This window comes from Flintibacter sp. HCN-6482 (assembly GCF_037892565.1).
GTDB lineage: Bacteria > Bacillota > Clostridia > Oscillospirales > Oscillospiraceae > Lawsonibacter > Lawsonibacter aceti.
Map to the genome: position 1 here is coordinate 817,633 of NZ_JBBKBK010000002.1, position 20,070 is coordinate 837,702.

The 20,070-nt window shown below is 57.8% G+C and carries 18 protein-coding genes; 5 read left to right on the forward strand and 13 right to left on the reverse strand.

What is annotated here, in order from left to right:
- Positions 1 to 53: 53 nt before the first annotated feature.
- Positions 54 to 173, forward strand: a complete 120-nt coding sequence (locus WKS99_RS09025) for a rubredoxin (protein ID WP_374740223.1) — start codon at positions 54 to 56, stop codon at positions 171 to 173.
- Between the two features lie 39 nt (positions 174 to 212).
- Here WKS99_RS09025 and WKS99_RS09030 read toward each other — a convergent pair whose 3' ends face one another.
- Positions 213 to 1,460 (reverse strand): glycosyltransferase family 2 protein, encoded by a 1,248-nt coding sequence (locus WKS99_RS09030; RefSeq protein ID WP_340405774.1) that lies wholly within the window; start codon positions 1,458 to 1,460, stop codon positions 213 to 215.
- A gap of 357 nt (positions 1,461 to 1,817) precedes the next feature.
- Here WKS99_RS09030 and WKS99_RS09035 point away from each other — a divergent pair, with 357 nt between their 5' ends.
- From WKS99_RS09035 to WKS99_RS09050, 4 genes are all read left to right on the forward strand, one after another.
- Positions 1,818 to 2,930, forward strand: coding sequence for a betaine/proline/choline family ABC transporter ATP-binding protein (locus tag WKS99_RS09035; protein WP_262670390.1), 1,113 nt, complete (start codon positions 1,818 to 1,820; stop codon positions 2,928 to 2,930).
- Positions 2,931 to 2,936: 6 nt separating this feature from the next.
- Complete coding sequence (locus WKS99_RS09040; RefSeq protein WP_147571936.1) at positions 2,937 to 3,569, forward strand: ABC transporter permease; 633 nt, start codon at positions 2,937 to 2,939, stop codon at positions 3,567 to 3,569.
- The gene (locus WKS99_RS09045; RefSeq protein WP_147571937.1) at positions 3,566 to 5,098 is read left to right on the forward strand and encodes a glycine betaine ABC transporter substrate-binding protein; all 1,533 of its coding nucleotides are present in this window, start codon (positions 3,566 to 3,568) and stop codon (positions 5,096 to 5,098) included. Before WKS99_RS09040 ends, WKS99_RS09045 begins: the two co-directional genes overlap by 4 nt.
- Positions 5,099 to 5,208: 110 nt before the next feature.
- Complete coding sequence (locus tag WKS99_RS09050; protein ID WP_147571938.1) at positions 5,209 to 5,472, forward strand: YlmC/YmxH family sporulation protein; 264 nt, start codon at positions 5,209 to 5,211, stop codon at positions 5,470 to 5,472.
- 82 nt (positions 5,473 to 5,554) lie between these two features.
- Here WKS99_RS09050 and addA read toward each other — a convergent pair whose 3' ends face one another.
- From addA to WKS99_RS09110, 12 genes are all read right to left on the reverse strand, one after another.
- A complete protein-coding gene (gene addA, locus WKS99_RS09055; protein WP_340405775.1) occupies positions 5,555 to 9,178 on the reverse strand; it encodes a helicase-exonuclease AddAB subunit AddA in 3,624 nt (1,207 codons plus the stop codon).
- A gap of 73 nt (positions 9,179 to 9,251) precedes the next feature.
- Positions 9,252 to 9,665, reverse strand: a complete 414-nt coding sequence (locus WKS99_RS09060) for an EamA family transporter (protein ID WP_240287544.1) — start codon at positions 9,663 to 9,665, stop codon at positions 9,252 to 9,254.
- 29 nt (positions 9,666 to 9,694) lie between these two features.
- The gene (locus WKS99_RS09065; protein WP_340405776.1) at positions 9,695 to 10,528 is read right to left on the reverse strand and encodes a pyridoxamine kinase; all 834 of its coding nucleotides are present in this window, start codon (positions 10,526 to 10,528) and stop codon (positions 9,695 to 9,697) included.
- A 23-nt stretch (positions 10,529 to 10,551) separates the two neighbouring features.
- A complete protein-coding gene (locus WKS99_RS09070) occupies positions 10,552 to 11,238 on the reverse strand; it encodes an alpha/beta fold hydrolase (RefSeq protein WP_340405777.1) in 687 nt (228 codons plus the stop codon).
- Between the two features lies 1 nt (position 11,239).
- The gene (locus WKS99_RS09075) at positions 11,240 to 14,596 is read right to left on the reverse strand and encodes a PD-(D/E)XK nuclease family protein (RefSeq protein WP_340405778.1); all 3,357 of its coding nucleotides are present in this window, start codon (positions 14,594 to 14,596) and stop codon (positions 11,240 to 11,242) included.
- 147 nt (positions 14,597 to 14,743) lie between these two features.
- The gene (locus tag WKS99_RS09080; protein ID WP_147571944.1) at positions 14,744 to 14,998 is read right to left on the reverse strand and encodes a hypothetical protein; all 255 of its coding nucleotides are present in this window, start codon (positions 14,996 to 14,998) and stop codon (positions 14,744 to 14,746) included.
- Between the two features lie 59 nt (positions 14,999 to 15,057).
- Entirely contained in the window at positions 15,058 to 16,533 is a 1,476-nt protein-coding gene (guaB, locus tag WKS99_RS09085; protein ID WP_186853267.1) for an IMP dehydrogenase, read from the reverse strand.
- A gap of 98 nt (positions 16,534 to 16,631) precedes the next feature.
- The gene (locus WKS99_RS09090) at positions 16,632 to 17,375 is read right to left on the reverse strand and encodes an acyl-[acyl-carrier-protein] thioesterase (protein WP_147571946.1); all 744 of its coding nucleotides are present in this window, start codon (positions 17,373 to 17,375) and stop codon (positions 16,632 to 16,634) included.
- Positions 17,372 to 17,986: a hypothetical protein gene (locus tag WKS99_RS09095; RefSeq protein ID WP_147571947.1), complete on the reverse strand. Its 615-nt coding sequence runs from the start codon at positions 17,984 to 17,986 to the stop codon at positions 17,372 to 17,374. The genes WKS99_RS09090 and WKS99_RS09095 overlap by 4 nt, the downstream gene beginning before the upstream one ends.
- Positions 17,987 to 17,994: 8 nt before the next feature.
- Positions 17,995 to 18,549, reverse strand: a complete 555-nt coding sequence (locus tag WKS99_RS09100; RefSeq protein WP_240287536.1) for a hypothetical protein — start codon at positions 18,547 to 18,549, stop codon at positions 17,995 to 17,997.
- Positions 18,550 to 18,600: 51 nt separating this feature from the next.
- The gene (locus WKS99_RS09105; RefSeq protein WP_186853266.1) at positions 18,601 to 19,074 is read right to left on the reverse strand and encodes a hypothetical protein; all 474 of its coding nucleotides are present in this window, start codon (positions 19,072 to 19,074) and stop codon (positions 18,601 to 18,603) included.
- Entirely contained in the window at positions 19,071 to 20,054 is a 984-nt protein-coding gene (locus tag WKS99_RS09110) for a PhoH family protein (RefSeq protein WP_147571950.1), read from the reverse strand. Before WKS99_RS09110 ends, WKS99_RS09105 begins: the two co-directional genes overlap by 4 nt.
- Positions 20,055 to 20,070: the final 16 nt, after the last annotated feature.

Below are 20,070 nucleotides of genomic sequence, written 5' to 3' on the forward strand. Positions count from 1 at the left end.
GATATCGGTCTTTTGATAGCCCCTGACCACCAAGGAAGAAAGGAGGATGCCTGGTGAAGTATATCTGCGATCTGTGTGGTTTTATTTATGATGAGGCCACCGAGGGCCCCATGCCTGACGACTATACCTGCCCACTGTGTGGGGCTGACAAGAGCCACTTCCAGCCCGAATAAAAAAAGCCCCGGACATCTTGTGGATGTCCGGGGGCTTTTTTACCGGGTCAATGCCTCCGGGATGGTGGCACGGGTATGGCGGATTTCCTCCCATACGGTGGTCTTTTTCACAAAGCTGCCAAAGGTGATTGGGATCCAGGACAGGAGGAACAGCCAGTACAGGGCCAGCGCCTTCCACAGACGCCTGTCCCATTTTCCCTCCACAGCCAGCACCAGTCCGGCCGCCAGGGTGGAGCCAAGGGCGGTCAGGCCCAGATTGAACACCAGGGCGCCCAAAAAGGCCGCCAGAGCCTGTCCGACCGTCTGTCCGAACAGAGCGGCCGCCAGAGAGGACAGCAGGAGATTGGCTACCGCTGCCACCTGATAGGCTGGAATCATCAGAGTAAAGCCCAGATCCGCCAGCCGGCCTCCTCCCTCCCGGCAGACGGAGGAACCAACGCGGGAGAGATAGGCCTGGGCTACCTGGAGCGTGCCGCTGGACCACCGCCGGCGCTGCTTGACGGACTCCTCATAGGTAAGTGGCTGCTCGTCATAGGTGACAGCCTTTGGCACCCACCATACCTTTTCTCCAGCCAGAACGCACTGGGCAGTGAGTTCCAGATCCTCGCTGATGGTGGAGGAGTTCCAACCGCCCAGCTTCTCCAGTGCTTTTGAGGAAATCATGAAGCCGGTCCCTCCGATCATGGCCGAAAGGTCCATCCCCGCTTTGCCCCCGTTGTGAAACCGGTCCATCATCCAGTAGTAGATGGAACAGCAGCCGGATATCAGGGTATCGTAAGGGTTTTTGCTGTCCCGATAGCCCTGTGCGGCACGGGCTCCGGACATATAGGCGTTATTCATCTCAGTCAGAAACCGACTGTCTACCACGTTATCCGCGTCAAAGACGCACCACGCATCGTACTCCCGGCCCCGGAGGCGGTTATAGGCAAAGCGAAGGACCTCGCCTTTGCTGCGCACCGGAAAGGGACACTCCAGCACCCGGGCCCCGAAGTTTCGAGCGGCCAGTGCCGTGTTGTCCACACAGTTGTTTGGAATGACCCAGATATCGTACAGTTCCTGGGGATAGTCTTGCATTAAAAGACTATTAATGAGGGGGCCGATGACCAGTTCTTCGTTTCGTGCGGCAACCAGAATGGCGAAACGTGTCCTGGCCGGGTGCCAGCCACAGTCCACTGGCTTTCTCCAGGACATGAATCCGGTGAGCAGGTAATATCCTCCCCACAGGGCTACGGCCAGGCCTGATATGCCCGCCAGTGTCAGAATGGCTGATAGCAGCAGTCTTTCCATATTGTTCGCCTCCCTGTCTTGTTGCTTCTGATCCTAACAGGAAAATATTAAGGATAGACTGCTGGATTCATTAAGATTTGGTAAAGCTATTCTTAATCTCTCCCTCCTCACGCTCTTAATACTGCCTTATTTTTCATCGACTAAAATTTACATTTTATTAATTTGACAGCTTTTCCAATTTTTGATATACTAGTTTTGTGAATTATGCCCTTTTTCACTCATTTAAAGTCACCCAAGATTTCTGTCTGCGGATACCAATCGCTATTTTCCCCACTGGCGTTTTTCTGTTCTGATGTGGGGTGATTTTTTCCTTATGGCCCGGCCGTCTCTTGCGGCCAACGGAAAAGGAGGTCTATATTGCTTCGATTCGACCATGTTTCTCTCTCTTACGGCAGTCAAACCATATTAAATGATCTATCCTTTGAAATACAGGAGGGACAGTTTGCCGTTCTCATCGGCCCCTCCGGCTGCGGTAAAACCACCACGCTGAAGATGATAAACCGGCTCATCCAGCCCAACAGCGGACATATCTATCTAAATGACCAGGATATCAGTGCCGTGGACCGGGTAGAACTCCGCCGTCACACAGGCTATGTCATACAACAGATCGGTCTGTTCCCCAACATGACCGTCGCACAGAACATCTGTGTGGTGCCCAAACTGCTGAAATGGCCCAAGGAGAAGTGTGATCAGGTAGTCCATGACCTGCTGGAAATGGTCAATATGCCCTTTGACCAGTATGCCCACAAGTATCCCTCGGAGATGTCTGGTGGGCAGCAGCAGCGCATCGGCATCCTCCGGGCGCTGGCCGCCTCTCCTCCCGTTGTCCTGATGGATGAGCCCTTCAGTGCTTTGGACCCCATGACCAGGCGCTCCCTCCAGATTGAAGTCAAGAATCTGCAGCAAAAGCTGAACAAGACCATTATTTTTGTCACCCACGACATGGAGGAGGCTCTGGATCTGGCCGACGTCATCATCTTTATGGACCACGGCAATATTGTGCAGATGGCCCCGCCGGAGGAGATGCTGGAAAATCCCGCCACCGATCAGATCCGGGATTTCCTGGGTAAGCATCACGCCGGGCCCTCCCCTGAACAGCTGACGGTGGACCACTTCATGCGTACCGGAATCATTACGGTCAACCAGAACCGTGGTGTCAACGAGTGTGTCAGCCGGATGCAGCACCACAACGTGGACACCCTGCTGGTGGTGGATGAGTACCGCCACTATCAGGGCACTGTCTCCATCGCCGACATCCGCCTCACCGGCCATGTAGTCAAGACCATAGGCCCTCTGGTGCGGAACAGCACGCCCACGGTCCACAGGGGCGACAACGCCAAGGAGTGCTTCGACCAGCTGGTATCCAGCGGCTTCCCCTATCTGGTCGTCCTGAATGACGATCAGACGGTGGCCGGCATCATCACAAAGACCAGCATGGCCTCCGCCATGGCTGAACAGCTGTGGGGGTGATAGCGTATGTCCGAAGTATTGCTGTCCATTTTGCAAAAGACCGCCGAACATACTGGTTATACCCTCATCAGCGTGGCCATCGGCTTTGTACTGGGCCTCTCCCTGGGTATTGGCCTTTCCCGCTTGCCTACCCTGGCTAAGTATCTGCTTCCCCTGTTATCTATCTTGAACACGGTACCCGGTATTGTCTTTATTGGTGTGCTGTTCATTCTGATCGGCATGACTCCGGCCACCGTCATCATTGCGCTGTCCATTTACGCCATGTTCCCTGTACTGAAAAACACGGTCACCGGACTGAATGGCGTGGACCCCCAATATAAAGAGGCAGCCCGAGGCTGCGGCATGAGCCATTTCCAGAGGCTGTATCTGGTGGAACTGCCTCTGGCCATGCCCACCATCATCGGTGGGCTTCGGCTGTCCACCGTTTATACCGTCAGTTGGGCCGTACTAGCCGCCATGATCGGAGAAGGCGGACTGGGCGACTTTGTCTATAAGGGCGTCAGCAGTAACAACAACGAGCTCATCCTCCAAGGGGCCATTCCGGCGGCTGTTCTGGCCCTCACACTTGGCGCTCTGGTGGATCTGCTCCAGCGTCATGTGGTCCCCCGGGGCCTGCGGAAAGGCGGGGTGGGGAAATGAACGTTGCTTTGATATGGGACCATCTCTCTCTGGTCCTCTCCGCCCTCATCCTGGCTGTGGGCGTCGGTGTTCCCCTGGGCCTGCTGGCCTACCTGTTTCCCCGGTTTGGAAAAGCCATTCTCTGGGTGGTAGACCTGATCCAGACCGTCCCCGCCCTGGCCCTGCTGGGCATCATCATGGTGGTAATGGACCCCGGCTCCCCTACCGCCGTCATCGGTTTGACTCTATATTCCCTGCTTCCCATCGTACGCAATACCTCTCTCGGCCTGTCCCAGGTGCCTGAACACCTGAAGGAGGCGGCCACTGGCATGGGAATGAGTGGGACCTATCGGCTGCTCCATGTGGAAGTCCCTCTTGCGGTCCCCATGCTGGTCACAGGCATCCGCATCGCCGCAGTCAACGCCATCGGCACCGCCGTGTTTGCCTCCTTCGTGGGTGGAGGAGGTCTGGGCGGCCTGTTCTACACCGCCATCCGTCAGGAAAATATGGGCATGATCTTCGTGGGCACACTGGTACTCATGGTCATGGCCTTTGTCTTGGATGCTGGACTGAGCTATATGGAACACAGGCTGTCCAGCCACAGTCGGAAGAAGCTGCCCACCCCTGTCAAGGCCGTGGGCAGCACGGTCTTAGCCGTAGCCGGTGTTGCTCTGGTGGTATCTATGTTTCTCCCCGCTGATACGGGAGGCCAGCTCACCCTCTATGATGGGGACTACTCTGAGGTGAAGCTGATGCATTCCATGGTGGAGCAATTGGTGGAGGATAAGACCGATTTGGAAGTGGTGATCCTGGACCAGATGACTCAGGTGAACAACCACAATGAATTAAAGGGCAGCAATCCAAGCTGTGACTTGATGTTCAGCTATGACGGGACCATCCTCACCACCTTCCTTGGGATGGACACCACCGACATTCCAGAGGGAATGACGCTCTATGACTTCGTCAACCAGACAGTGAGTGAACTAGAAGGCCTGCATATGTTGGGCAAGGTCGGTCTGAATAACACCTATGCCATCGGCGTGACCCAGAACATCATTGACCGCTATGGTGTCTCCAAGATCTCTGATCTTATCCCCATCGCGGGTGAGCTTCGCTTCGGCGCGGAGCATGAGTTCTATACCGAAGAGGGCAGCATGAAGTATCAGCCCTTTGTAGATTACTATGGACTCACATTCCAGTCCGCCAAGCCGGTGGACGTGGTTCTGAAGTACAACGCCGTAGAAGAGGGCGCCTTTGACGTCATGGTGGTCTACGCCACTGACGGCCTGAACAAGCGTGCCGGCCTGACCATTCTGGAGGACGACCAGGGCTTCTTCCCGGAGTACTATGGGGCATTTCTGGTACGCAACGACCTGTTTGATGATTTTTATGAGGCCGCGCCCAATCTGGAGCAGGTTTTGGAGCTGCTTACCAACCAGGTATCCAGTGAGGATATGGTGGAGTTGACCTATGCCGTGGATGTCGACGGTCGTTCCGTACAGGAAGTCGCCCGAGAGTTTCTAGTAAGCAAGGGCCTGCTGGCACAGTAAATATGATCCGGCCCCCTCAGAATAGTCCGAGGGGGCCTTTCCCATTTTATGTATAGGGACAATCTCTCCCCTCATACCCTGTATCAACACAGAATTCGGGAGGAATGAGGATGGAAACTCGTATCGCAGAACTGCGCTATAAGGAAGTCATCAGCGTTGAGGATGGCAGCCGATTTGGTTACGTAGGAGATATGGAAGTAGATATGGACACTGGGCAGGTACGAGCCCTGGTCGTCCCCGGCCGCCGCCGCTTCTTTGGGCTGCTCGGCCGAGAGGAGGATAAATACATCCCCTGGAGCGCCGTTCGGCGCTTTGGAGAGGATATTATTCTGGTGGAAGACCACGGAAGCCGGAGAACGCCCAGGCGTGGTTGAACGCTCATCCGCCTCCCATGGCACAAATGCGTCGTATCCACAGAAAAGGCCGCCCACTAGGGCGGCCTTTTTACCTGTTCTCTTACAGCTCCACAGCGGTATCCGTGGCAAAAAACCATAGCGCCTTTCTTGCCACGGGTCTGTCCAGTATGGTGGAGAGTGCCCGCGCGTAGGCATCTAACTGGGCCCGGTACTGTTCAGCGCGGGCCAGCTCCTCCCCCGGAACTATCCTGTCGCTCTTAAAGTCCAGAACTGTGATCCCCTGCCCGTCCTCAAACCAGGCATCAATGACGCCCTGGAGCAGGATATGCTCTCCCTCCGTCCGGGGATAATACTCCTCCGCCGGCACCAAGATGGAAAATTTGAATTCTCTACGGCACTCTCTTGCCTGGGCCATGGCCTTTCCCAGTGGGCTTTGGAAAAAAGCCGCCAACCGCTGGGCGGATACAGCTTCACGCTGGAGGGCTGTCAGAAAGCCCCTGTCCTCCAGTTGGTCCAACAACTGACCGATTCTCTCCTGGCTGTGGTCCCCCTCCAAGGGAATATATTGGACCGCCTGGTGGATGGCCGTACCCCGCTGGGCTGGAGTCAGGCCCTTTTCTTCTGTCATAAACCGGGGGCGGTAAATGACTCCGCGCTCTCTCCCAACAGTCTCGACCAGCTCCCCGGCCTCCTCCGCCGCTTCCTGATCCTGGGGACGACCCTTGATCTGGGTCGCTGTCAGCTTAGAAGGCACATTGGCGCAAACCATTTGCGGGTAGGTCCATCTTAGTTGAGCCGCCAGCTCCGATATATCTTTCTGTACCAACTCCGGCAGGTCAGTGTAACGTCCTTCCGTTTTACGGTCCTCTGCTAGGGGGGCTCCATCAATCCAGCGGATGTTCCAGGCTGGTCCCAGCCCCTCCGCCCTGATATCGGGCAGACCAGCCAGTTCCCTCACCCCCCCTGCCTCCGGGCGGGTCAGGGCGTGGAGCAGCACCCACTGTCCTACGTTCTGCTGCCGCTCTAGAGCCAGAGGGGAAATAGGAACGGACAGATCCTCCCCCAGCCGCTCCAGAGCTCTGGCCCCCTCGGTGAGCGCCAGGGTCAGGATCAATTTCTCCTTTGCCCTGGTCATGGCCACATAGAGCAGCCGGAGCTCCTCCGACATCATCTCCCGCTCCAACTGCCGGGCTACCGCCAGACGGGCCACAGTGGGATACTCCACCATGCGCTCTCGCTCCAGTCCCTTGGGCCCTACGCCCAGGACAGGGTGGAACAGCACCGGACGCATCAGGTCGTCCCTGTTCAGCCGCCTGGTCAGGCCACATACGAACACCACAGGCCTTTCCAAGCCTTTGGACCGGTGGATCGACAGGATGGACACGCCCTCCCCCTCATGGCCGGGAGCCGTAGAAGCGAGCTTCCCGCCAGACTCTCTTAACCGCTCCAGCCGAAGTAAAAATTGGAACAGAGTGCGGCAGCCGCTGTTCTCTAGCTGACCGGCCAGATCATACAGGGCCAGCAGATTGCTCCGCCGCTCCTCCCCCCGCTCCATGGTACCGAACAGGCCCAGGATATTGGTCTGCTCATAGATGTGCCAGATCAGCTGCCGGCAGGTCTTATCTCCCGCCCCAAAGCGGAGTTGGGACAGCTGATCCAGAAATTCCCGGCAGTCCTCCTCTCCCTCCAGCGCCCCTTGGGACAACGCGGTGTAGAAGTCCCCCCTGAATCTGGACCTCAGTTGAGCCAGCCGGTCGCTGGAAAATCCATAGACCGGGGAGCGAAGGGCGGCCAGCAGGGCCACATCCTGCCGGGGGTTATCCACGATCTGGAGGATGGACAGCGCCACGTTGACCTCGGTGGTTTGGAAAAAGTCCTGTCCGCCGTCGGCGGACCAGGGGATCCCCTCCTCCCCAAGCGCTTGTATGTAGCGGTGCAGCACCGCCCCCGGACTACGGAGCAGAAGCATCACATCCGAGGGTCTCAGTGGGCGTGTCTTCTCTCCCTCCGTCACCATAAGAGGCCTGGACAACAGTTCTCTGATACGCTGGGCGGCAAACCGGGCCTCCAGCAGGTCCTTATTTGCCTTCTCTCCCTCCTGATCCCCCAAGAAGGACAGGTCCAGCCCATCCAGCTCCAGAGCGTAAGGTCCAGTCTCATCTGTCTGCTCCTCTGGCTCCGAAAACGTCCCTCCAGGCACCAGGGCCTGGTCCTCCGTGTAGTCCAACTCACCGAATTCCACGGACATAATGGCTCGAAAAAGGTCGTTACACCCCTCCAGGACCTGGGACCGGGAGCGGAAATTCCGGCTCATCACCCGCTTGCGGGGCTGTCCCTCCTCCGCCTCGTCCCCCTGGGCGAATCGCTCATACTTATTCAGGAAGATCGTGGGGTCGGCCAGCCGGAAGCGGTAGATGGACTGCTTTACATCCCCCACCTGGAACAGCTTTCGTCCCCCGTTGGAGAGGGCATAGAAAATGGCGTTCTGGACCTGGTTGGTGTCCTGATACTCATCCACCAATATCTCATCAAAACGGGCGCTCCAATAGCGGGCCAGCTCCGTCGGCTCCCCGGCACCATCGGCAAGCAGCTTCACCGCGAAGTGCTCCAAATCGGAGAAGTCCAGCAGTCCCCGCCGGTCCTTCTCCTTGGCATAGGCGGCCTGAAAATCAAGGACCAGGTCCATTAAAGCCTGAACAGCGGGGCGTGACAGAGACAGCTCATCCAAAAGGGTCTGGCTGTCCCCTGTCAGCCGCTCCTCTATCCTTCCAAGCAGCTTTTTGCAGCGGTTCCGGATCTGTTTGACCCGCTCACCCGACTGGACAGCGGCCGACTCCTCCATGGGGCTGATCTCCCGCTCCCGCTTTTTCTTCCGTCCAGCCGGCGGGAAGGGGATTGGAAGGGCGGATACCGCTCCGTCCCAGCTCCGCTCTGACAAAAACTTCTCCAACCCCTCTATAGTGGTCATGATGGAGGTCCCATAGTTGGTTTCCAGCAGCTCGTCCTTCCCAATCATCGTCACAGCCTGGGACAGCCGCTCCAGGCACCATTGGCCCTGACGTCTGGCCTCGTTCAGCAGCAGCTCTCCCCAGGCCGTCTGGCTTAGATCGGATACCCCGTCCAGCTCCCACAGCCCCTTCTGCCTCTCCAGCCAGCGGGCGGGGTCTGGATGGCTCTGCACTCGGCCGTAGATGTCCAGCACGATCTGGGCCAGACGGCTGTCGTCCCGCCCGGCAGCGAGGGTGTCTGCCAGTTGAGCAAAGGGACTCTCCTCCTCCAACCCCTCATAACGGCAGTCCAGTACCTCCTCCAGAACTCGTGCCATAATGTCCTGGCTCTCCCCCTCATCGCATAGGCGGAAGTCAGGGTCCAGATCCAGCAGATCGCCGCTCTCCCGCAGAAGAACAGAACAAAATGCGTGGATGGTGGAAATCTGGGCCTGATACACCAGTATGGTTTGACGTCGCAGGTGCCGGTCGTTCGGGCGCAGGGCCAGACGGTCAGCCAGTTCCTGGGCGATACGCCCTCGAAGCTCCGCGGCCGCAGCCTTGGTATAGGTTATGACCAAAAAGCGGTCGATATCAACTCCATCCCGGTCCACGCGGTCCAGCAGCCGCTCTACCAGCACCCGGGTCTTACCAGACCCGGCGGCGGCGGATACCAGCAGCTCTCCGCCCTGGTCGTCTACGATCTTCTGTTGTTCCTCTGTCAGCGCAAAGGCCATAATGCCACCGCCCCTCTCTTTCCAGGGGATCCAGTCGTTCCCCCGCTGTTTGTCAGCCGTCTCCGGCAGTTCCTCACAAGATTAGCACAAAGGTCCCAGCCGTAATCAGCAGCCCGCCCAGCACCTTCAGCACTGTCACCTTTTCTCCCAGGACGAGGAAGGCCAGTACCATGGAAATGACCACGCTGAACTTGTCAATGGGTACGACCTTGCTGGCCTCACCAATCTGAAGGGCGTGGAAGTAACAGATCCAGGACAGCCCGGTAGCCAGACCGGACAGGAACAGGAACATCCAGCTCCTGGCGGTGATGTCACCGATGCCTGTATGCTTTCCGGTGGCAAAGACGATCCCCCAAGCCATAACCAGTACCACTATGGTACGCAAGGCTGTGGCCAGATTGGAATTGATCCCCTCCATCCCCAGCTTGGCCAGAATTCCGGTCAGGGCGGCAAATAGTGCTGACAACAGCGCAAAAACAGCCCACATAAGTGGTTTCCTTCCTCTCTCCACTTTCTTCACTCTTTGAGCACGCTCAAAAACTTTTCTATGCGGATACCCTTGTTCTTTTCAATCTCATCCTGTTCCAGAAAGATGAGCTTTTCCAGTACGTCCATGGCCCGCTTCACAGCGGGGCGCAGGGGGCTTCCAGCCAGGAGTTCCCCCACCAGGACGGCGGAAAACATATCCCCTGTCCCTGGGAAATGCACCCGGATAAACCGGTAGGGGATCGTAAAATATTCCCCGCTTCTGTGGTCATAGCCCCAGACTACATGGCTCCCACTCTCCTTCAATACACCGCTGGTAACCACGACAGATCGTGGGCCCAGCCCCCGCAGCCGATCCACTACCTCCTTGGCCTGTGACTGGGACAGAGCCTCCTCCCCCTGGTAAATGCCGGACAGAAATTCTGCCTCCGTCAGATTAGGGACGATTACGTCGGCTACCCCAATGAGGCGGCGCATATTCCCGACCGTCTCCTCCGTGACACCGTTATAGAGCTTACCGTCGTCCCCCATGATAGGGTCAGTCATGACCAGCAGGCCCTCCTTCTTCTGGCTGGCGATAAAGTCCCGGATAATGCCCACCTGGGCCGCCGAAGCCAGAAAGCCGGTGGTGATACAGTCAAACTGAAATCCCAGTTGCTTCCACACCTCGATGGCCTTTACCATGTAGTCAGTGGTATCTAGTATGGTAAATTTCCCGTAGTCCAGAGTATTGGACACCAGGGCGGTGGGCAGGTTGTAGACACTATGGCCCATATTGGACAGGATGGGCAGCATGGCGGCCAGAGCCACCTTGCCGTAGCCCGGCATATCATTAATAATCAGGATATTTTTATTATTCTCCATTTGGCTTCTCCTCTTTTTCTTGTTCAGCTCCGGTCCAATAGAAACTCCAGCACCGTATCATTGAAGCCCTGCCAATTCCGCCTGGCTATAAAGTGGTCACCAGGAAAGATGACCAACCGGCTGTTTGGGATATTGGCCGCGATTGACTGAGTGTGGCTCTCTCGGATCATATCCTGTTCCCCCGCCACTACCAGAACCGGCATGTCCAGTCCCGCCAGCTCCGCCCTGTGTATATGCGGCTGGGTTACCATCAAATTCAGCATCTCCCAATTTTGTTTTGCCTGTTGGCTGAACAGGGCACACAGGCGGCACAGCCCCCATCCCAGCACTATGGGAATCTGTGTCTTCAGCTTTACGCCACACGGGTCCAAGTTTGCCCCGTTTAGTATGAGCCGCTCTACACGGTCCGGATACTTCAGCGCAAACAATAGGGCCACATTTCCTCCATCGGAAAACCCCAAGAGATGACATTTGGAGATACCATGCTGATCGAAAAACGATTTCAAGTCCTCCGCGAATTGGGACAGTGTAAACGGTCCAGTGCCCCGTGGACTCTCTCCATGTCCACGAGTATCCACAGCAATCACCCGAAAATGGTCGGCAAATGGTTCCATTTGCCTTTTGAAGTAGGTATGATCCTCCCCATTTCCGTGGAGCAGTATCAGTGGAAAGCCCTCTCCCTGCTCTATATAGTGTAATCTGATCTCCATTTCATAGTTCCTCTCCCATATTTTCCCAGAACTCCTGGGCGCTCATACTGGGCAGCCAGCGCCTACGGTCCCCACCCCGCCCTTCTTCAAAGTGGCAGGCGGCGGCATAGTCACAGAAGCGGCAGGCATTTTTTTCCGGTCCCCGCCAGAAAGGATCCGCGGCGATGTTGCCCTGGGCCAGCTCTCCGCAGATCTCCCCCAGCACCCTTTGGATGTGTCGGCCCAGGCGGCCCAGGCGCTCCGCGCTGGCCAGGGCGTCTCCAGTGATAGCTCCAGTAGACTTGGACACCTTCAGGGGAAGGAAACGGTACCCTTCTTCAGAGACGTGCTCCATAGCCTCCAGCACGGCGGAGTCATCCAGGACCAGTCCGCTTCGGACCAATTCCCTGTCTAACGCCTTGCGCCATGCCTGTTCACTCATCGTCCGGCTTCCTCGAACCACCGCGTCCCGAGCCGGGAGATACAGCACCCCGGCGCCCTCTACTGGCAGCCCATAGAGGGACTCCCCCCGTTCTTCCAGAGTAAAGAGATAAAGAAGCATCTGAAGGCCCAGGCCGTTCCAAACCTCAGTAAGATCAAAGGACTTTCGCCCCGTCTTATAGTCCACCACCCGCAGATAGAGTCGCCCGTCGTGGACCCATCCATCCACCCGGTCTACGAACCCAGAAACGCTGATAGTAACTCCATCCACAGTCAGTTCGACTGGCGGCAGGTCCTCCCCCTTTCCAAAACCCAGCTCAAAGGAGATAGGTCGGAAGCTGGAGTGAAGAAGCTCCTCCGCCACGTTGTCCACCACCGCCTGGACCGATCTGAGCAGTCGGTGGAACAGGTAGCGGAAGCGGTCACTCTGGCCTTCCAGCCCTCCCAGCTCCTCGGCCACATAGCGGTCCACCGCCTGGCGGGTGAGCTGTCGCAGCCGGCCGCGCGTATCCTCATCTAATTTTTCCGGCTCCATCCCAGGCAGTCTTGTCTGGCGGAACATATCGTCCTGAAGGACATGCTCCAGCACATAGTGGACAAATGTGCCATACTCCGGTGCTGTAAAGCCTGCCGGCTTTCTAGGCTCTGCCCGCAGGCCATACCGCATAAAATAGGAGAAGTGGCAGGATTTATACTTGTCCATCCGTGAGGCGGACATGGCCACCCGTCTCCCATACAGCTGGTCCACCGTCTGCCTAGTGAGTTGCCCTCTCTCCCAGCCAGCCACCCGCTCCAGCTTGTCCACTTGGCTCTCCAAGCCAGACAGGCTGCCCAACAGCTCCCGCAGCCTCGTATTTCTCCCCGCCTGCTCCAGGGCGGGCAGAGGGGCGGACAGCCGGAAGCGCCCCTCTAGCTCCTCCTCATGGCATATGTCCAAATCAGTATAGAGCAGCTGCAGCCGTTGGGCCAGGAAACAGGGCCTTCGCTCCTCACCTCCAGGCCCCTGGACAGCCCAAGATACCACTAGGCGGTGGCTGGGGCGGGCACAGATCTGATAGACCGTAGTCATCTCCCGGAAGAGCAGTTCCCGCTGGGACTGGTCCAGCTCCAGACCGTATACCGCCAGCAGAGAGCGGTCATCATCTGACAGCAGGCCAGGAGCCGCCCCAACCCTGGGGATGGAGCCGTCATCCGCCCCCAATAGAAAGAGAGCCTTCACCCTGTGCCCTGTCTGACGGGTGGTTTCACCGGCGGTCACCCGATCCAGGGAAACCGGGATCGTTCCTACATCATATTGGGACAGGACCAGCCGAAACAGGCCGGCAAACTCCTCCAGGTCCATTCCTCTCTCCCCCAGCAAAGCAGCGCACTGCTCTAGTCCGCCACAGAGGATCTCCCAGAGCTGCCGGTACTCCTCCGCCAGAGCGAGCTCTCCCCGCTTCTTCAGCGCCTCTACCCGTGCCTCCAGCTGATCTGGCAAGCCAATGCGCTCCAAAAATCTGTAAAGGGAAATCGCCTGTCCTCTTCCCGTCTTGTCTTGGGCCTTTCTCAGTTCCTCCAAAGGAGCGGTCACCTGCCTTCTGGCGCGGTCCAATCGCTCCAGAAGGGCACGGTCCTCTTCCTCCCAGGGGACGCCATATCCTCTAGGATGCCAGGTCCATTCCTTTGTCTGCGTCCAGCGGCTCCCCTTGATATCCCACTTCAAAACATAGTTTTCCAGCAGATCTCGGTCTTCTTCCCCCAGGTCCGTCAGCCCGGTCTTGAGATAGCGGAATATATCTTCGTAGGCATAGCCCCCCGCCACAGTATCCAGGGCCGCGGTGACCAGGACGAGCACGGGCTTCTCCAAAATATCCGCCATAGCGGAGGAAAATACGGGTATCCCATATCTGGGCAGCACCGATTCTATCAAATCCTGGTAGGTGCCATAATCGCGGGCCGCCAGACCAATGTCCCGAAAGCGGTAGCCCTCCTCTCGTACCAGGCTCAAAATGCGCGATGACACCCACTCCACCTCGGACCGCATGGTATTGGCCCGAAACAGAGTGACGGCCCCTTCACAGGAAATGGGGCTCTCCAGGCCCCCACCGAAGAGATGCCCCTCCAAAAATTGGAGCGGCCGCTCTTTTGCCGCAAAATCCCCGACAAGGCATTCTACTTTATAGCCTATTCTCTCCCGTTGAGCCAGTCTAATCAGTCGGGCCGCCGTTCTCCGTGCTGGGGAAAAGATGCCTGTCCCATCCTCATCCTCCTCCAGGTGGTCACAGGTCAGAGTGACAGTCATATGCTCCGCCTGGACCAGAAGCTGGCCCAGGACCTCCTCCTGCTGGGGCGTAAAGTCTGTAAATCCATCCAACCACAGATCCTTGCCCACAGCCCAGCGGCACTCCTTCAGCTTTTCAGCCGCTCTGGTCAGGCGATCCCTAGGGTCCAGTGCCACGTTTGCCGTGAGCGCGTCATAAGTCCCACAGATCAACCCCAGGTCCCTGAGTTTATTCCCTTCTGGGCCTCCTGCTTCCTGCCCCGCCGTAATCAGCGCCTCAGGGGGGATACAGCAGCTCTTCAGCTCATCCACAGTGGCCAACAGAGCGGTGAGGAAAGCAGGGCGCTGAGATGCGCGGGCATACACCGTCAGGACCTCTGATGTCTCCTTGAGCGCCCGGTACATAAGCAGAAGCCGCCCGCCCCCGTCCAGCTCCCGCTCCCCCAAGCCGCCAGCGGCCTGAAAGACACGGCCGCATAGCCGGCTGAAGGACAAGACCTCAGCCCAGAGAGAGGCCCCGTTCCCCCCCATCTGGCACAGAGCACGCTCGGCCTCATGGGACTGCTGTTCAGGGACCATCAGGACCTGCTGGCGCATTTGCCCGGCCTGACACAAACGCTTCAGTACCGCGGTGGTCTTTCCCGCTCCCGCGCGGCCAAGGATCAGCTTCAGCATCTTTTTTGTCCCCTCTCTCTTCCCGGCATCCCAGGAGATCTGTTCTTCAGTCGTTTCTGATATTGTATCACGTTATTCCAGTCAAAAAAAGTCCTTGACACTCTTTTCATCATAAGGAAAGAGGGCCTCCTTTTCAGAGGCCCTCTCTCAGTGTATCCGATACCGCTCCAGAAGCAGCTTCATATTGTTGTTGACCAGCTTTTGTGCCAGCAGTTCCCGGAATTGGACGGTCTTCTCCCTTCCTCTATTTCGCAGCTCTTCCAGGCGGGCAGAGATTTCTTCCCGCTCCCGCTCCACTCCGCAGGCCATATCCTCAAAGGCGGAGAGACGCTCCAGAGCCGCTGCCATTTCCTCCGGGGCCACTGTAACTTTTCCGTCTACAGTCCTTGTATATCGCTCCATGTCATCTTCCTCCCTTCAAAAACAGAGCCGCGCTCATGCGCGGCTCTGTACCTGATATGTCAGCTGGGGTTGACGGTATAGTTGGGAGCTTCCTTGGTGATATAGATATCGTGGGGGTGGGACTCCCGGAGGCCAGCGGCGGTAATCTGCATAAACTGGGCCTTGCTGTGCAGCTCCTCTACGGTGTGACAGCCAGTGTAGCCCATACCGGCCTTCAAGCCGCCCATCAGCTGGTAGATGGTCTCGCCCGCCAGTCCCTTGTAAGGAACTCGGCCCTCTACCCCTTCGGGAACCAGCTTCTTGTTGTTCTGCTGGAAATAGCGGTCCTTGGAGCCCTGGTTCATGGCCGCCAGGGAACCCATACCCCGGTAGACCTTGAACTGGCGGCCCTGGAACACCTCGGTGTCGCCTGGTGACTCCTCGCAGCCAGCCAGCAGAGAGCCCAACATGACCACGCTGGCGCCGGCGGCCAGAGCCTTTGCGATATCACCAGAATATTTGACGCCGCCATCGGCGATGATGGGGATATCATACTCAGCGGCCACACAGGCGGCGTCATACACCGCGGTGATCTGGGGTACGCCGATGCCGGCCACCACACGGGTGGTACAGATGGAGCCGGGACCAATGCCGATCTTCACACAGTCGGCCCCTGCCTCAATGAGGGCCCGTGTCCCCTCGGCAGTAGCTACGTTACCGGCGATGAGCTGTACGTCGGGATAGAGGGCCTTAATACGCTTGACACAGTTGAGAATATTCTGGGAGTGGCCGTGGGCCGAGTCCAGAGCCAGCACGTCGGCCCCCGCCTCCACCAGGGCTGCCACCCGGTCCAGCACATCGGCGGTAACGCCGATGGCGGCACCCACCAGCAGGCGGCCCTTTTCGTCACGGGCGGAATTGGGATACACCGTCGCCTTCTCGATATCCTTGATGGTAATCAGGCCCTTCAGCCGGAACTCGTTGTCCACAATGGGCAGCTTCTCAATCTTATGCCGGCGGAGAATCTCCTTGGCCTCAGCCAGAGTGGTCCCCTCTGGGGCGGTGACCAAGTTCTCTCTGGTCATTACATTGTCGATGAGCTGGTTCATGTCTGTTTCGAACTTCATATCCCGGTTGGTAATAATGCCGATCAGCTTTCCATTGTCACAGATGGGCACACCGGAGATGCGGTACTTGGCCATCAGCTCATCCGCCTCAGCCAGTGTATGGCCGGGCCCCAGCCAGAAGGGGTTTGTGATAACGCCGTTCTCACTGCGCTTGACCATGTCTACCTGTTCCGCCTGCTGGCTGATGGACATATTCTTGTGGATGATGCCGATGCCGCCCTCGCGGGCGATGGCGATGGCCATCCGGTACTCAGTCACGGTGTCCATGGCGGCGCTGATGAGGGGAATATTCAGATGGACCTTCCGGGTCAGACGGGTACGCAGGTCGATGTCCGCGGGGAGTACATCGCTGGCGGCGGGGATCAGAAGCACGTCGTCAAAGGTAAGGCCCTGCTTGACAAACTTCTGTGCGGCGTCCTGATTGACCATATCTACAACTCCTTTTTCTTCTGCCCGGCGGGCCGGGCCATATCTTTTCTTTCCAGTGTGTATAGTTAAGTTATTGTAACGCTCTGCCGCGTCTCTTGTCAAGGAACCGCTTTGCCAAAAAACAGGGCCGCTTCAAAGCGGGATTTGCCGCTCTCGTCCAATCCACGGACATAGCGTTGGTCCCCCTGCCCTCCGGATTGGATATCAAGCTGTTCTCCCGGCCTGCACTCGGCCAAATAGCCAATCTGCATCGAGGCCAGGAACCGGTCCTCCTCCAGCCTGTCCATTTCTACCGCGTCGCAGGCGAAGTCAGCGTACCGAGTATTATTCACATGGCCGTTCAAATCGCTGTCACTGTACCGCATGGGCCGACGCTCCACCTGGACCAGCTCCTCCGGGCAGTGGAGCTTGGAGAGCGTCATAGTCTTACACAGTTCTCCCCCTCCGGTACCAGCCAGCTCCGTGACCGAAGACAGGCGCATCAGCTTATGTCCCTCCAAGCTGGCCAGCACCCAACCGGACACGGACTCACCCACCAGCTGTCCATCGGCATAAATGTCGTAATCCCGATACATCATGGCCCCCCTATCCCCCCGGTGCCAGGTGCGGACAGTCAGCTGGTCCTCGAACCGCAGGGGCCGGTCCAGCCGGTACCAGGACCGGGCCAGCATCCAGAAGGCCCCGTACCGCTCCATCAGCATCTCCCGGTGGAAGCCACCTGCCTCCGCCGCCAAGGTAGCGGCGTCCTGGAGGTGGTTGAGCAGGGCCGAGGCCTTGCACATTCCATGTCCGTCGATATCCAGACCGTTCAATCGAAAATGGTGTTCATAAAATAGGCTCATCTTTTTTCCTTTCCCCGGATCAGAATGGTATCTTTGCAGCAGATGTCATCGATGTCATCTGCGGTAGCGGCCGGCACCCGCATCTGGGCCCCGCAGTCGGCGCAGATGAGGTCTACGGAGCTGTAATTGACCTGAAAGGTCCAGTTTTTACTGCCGCAGGCACAGGAGATGCCCCCGCGGGCCGCGATGTCCCGGATCTCAGACAGCACCTCCTCCATGACGATCTCATCCAGGAACGCACCCTGGCTCACCTCGTCCTCGCCCAGCTTGTCCACCGCCTGTTCCAAACGGGCGGTGGCCGCGTAGACCGGCCCCTCCTCCCCCACATAGCAGCAATCCAGGCCAGAGGCGGCACAGGAGAAGGCCAGGGCCTTCTCCCGCAGGAAGGCGTGGGAGGAGCAGGACACAGCGTGCTCTCGACCGCAGAACAGGCAGGGCACCGTGAGTTGGACCCGGCTGGGCAGAAACTCCACCGTCATCTCCGACTTGCCGCAGGGGCACTTGATGTGGGCCTTGGAGGCAGCCAGAGAGAACAGGTCCCGCTCCACGATGACCGACTGGCGGCAGCGGGGACAGATATAGGCTAAATATCGCTTGGTATCCTCTACCATAATTATAATTACTCCTTACTGCTCCGGGGCTGTAGGCTGATTCCATCCCGGCTTATCATTTTCAAGCACTGGTAAAATTTCACCAGATACCAGACCACGCCTATCACGGAAACGATTATAGTGATTATGGAAACGAGAAGAGAATCCAACAAATATGTCAGCACGGTACCGCAGGCGCTGACCACTTCCATAAGCAGCCAAGCGTAAAACAGCCCCCTGCTCTTCAAGTTTTGTCCTGTATTTGTTTCAAGCTCCACCATTCCTTTGACGATTACATAGGTAACCACCGCCTGAAGCACTGTGCGTACCAGGGTGAATGACAACTCCAGTTCCCCCAAATAGCTGGTATACTCAGTGAATCCGGTGAACACATATTCCCCCCCTGAAAACACGCAGGCCACAAGTGCCGTCCAGTGGTACCGGGCAAAGGTCTGGATTCCGCGACAGCGAATGATCCCCAGCCACACCAGGAAAAAGCCGACAAAATCCGGTGTAAACACGATGCCATTGATACGAAAGTCAAAAAACACAAACAACAGCAGGCCCCAGAATATCATCCACATAAACGGCACCTTCTCTCTTTCTGCTTCAACGCTCCGCCATAACAGCCCCTTCTACTCTGCCGCCCCAGCCACAGGCTCGTCCAGCACCCAGGGCAGCCAGATCTGGCACTCCAGGTCAAAATTTGGTTTTGGAAAATCCGGAGCGCCATAGGGATAGTCCTCATGCCCCAGCACCAGGCCGCCCCAGGGCCGCTCTATCAGCGGCCCCCACCCCGGGCCATTTTCTCCCGGCGGCACAGCCAGGACCGCCCCGCCAATCCGCCAGCTGAACTGGTAGAGCAGTCCCTTTTCTTTCCAGTTCTTATCGTGGTAGAGCTCGCACACATAGGTTGCCCTGGCAGGCGGGACAGACAGCCTGTCCAGAATTTCCAGAATCTCGCCCGGCAGCCTTCTCTCCCGTGCCAGGGTCAGGAAATTCCGGCAGCGGCCGCAGGCGCAGCCCCAATCCTCCGCCTCGGCATACCAAGCGGAGGTGGCTGTTTTGTCCACCTCCACCTCATAGCCATGCCAGGAAAAACGGGTCATTTCTTAAACTCCTTTTTGGTGGACCGCCTCTCCTCATCCACCTCGTAGGCCTTGATGATCTTCTGGACCAGAGCATGGCGGACCACGTCGGCCTCTCCCAGCCGCATGATGGCGATATCATCCACGCCCTTCAGCACCCGCATGGCCTCCCGCAGGCCGGACACCACATCCTTCGGAAGGTCGATCTGGGTGATGTCGCCGGTGATGACGATTTTCGATCCGAAGCCCAGGCGGGTCAGAAACATTTTCATCTGTTCCCGGCTGGTGTTCTGGGCCTCGTCCAGGATGATGAAGGAGTCGTCCAGCGTGCGGCCCCGCATATAGGCCAGAGGGGCCACCTCGATGTTGCCCCGCTCCAGATACTTCTGATAGGTGTCGGGCCCCAGCATCTCAAAGAGAGCGTCATACAAGGGCCGGAGGTAGGGGTCTACCTTGGATTGCAGATCGCCGGGGAGGAAGCCCAGCCGCTCCCCCGCCTCCACCGCCGGGCGGGTGAGGATGATGCGGTTGACCTCCTTGGCCCGGAAGGCCGCCACCGCGGCGGCCACCGCCAGATAGGTCTTACCGGTGCCCGCGGGGCCAATGCCAAGAGTTACCACATTGTCCCGGATAGCCTCCACATACTTTTTCTGCCCCAGGGTCTTGGCCTTGATAGGCTTGCCCTTGGCAGTGACGCACAGCACATCACTGGCCAACTGGTGAATCTGGGCCTCACTGCCCTCCCGGACCAGTTGGATCACATAGCGCACGTTCTGCTCATTGATGGCTTCCCCTCTAGCGGCCAGCGTCATCAGGCTTTCCACCGTTCGGACGGCGCGCATGACACCCTCCGGGTCCTCACCGGATATCTTCAGCGCCGAGTCACGGCTGACTACGGTCACCCCCAGCTCCCGTTCGATGAGGCGGATATTCTCGTCAAAGGAGCCAAAAACGCTGATGGTCTCCTCCATTCGCTCCAGGCTGATGCTCTGTTCTGTCATTCCTACTTATCTCCTG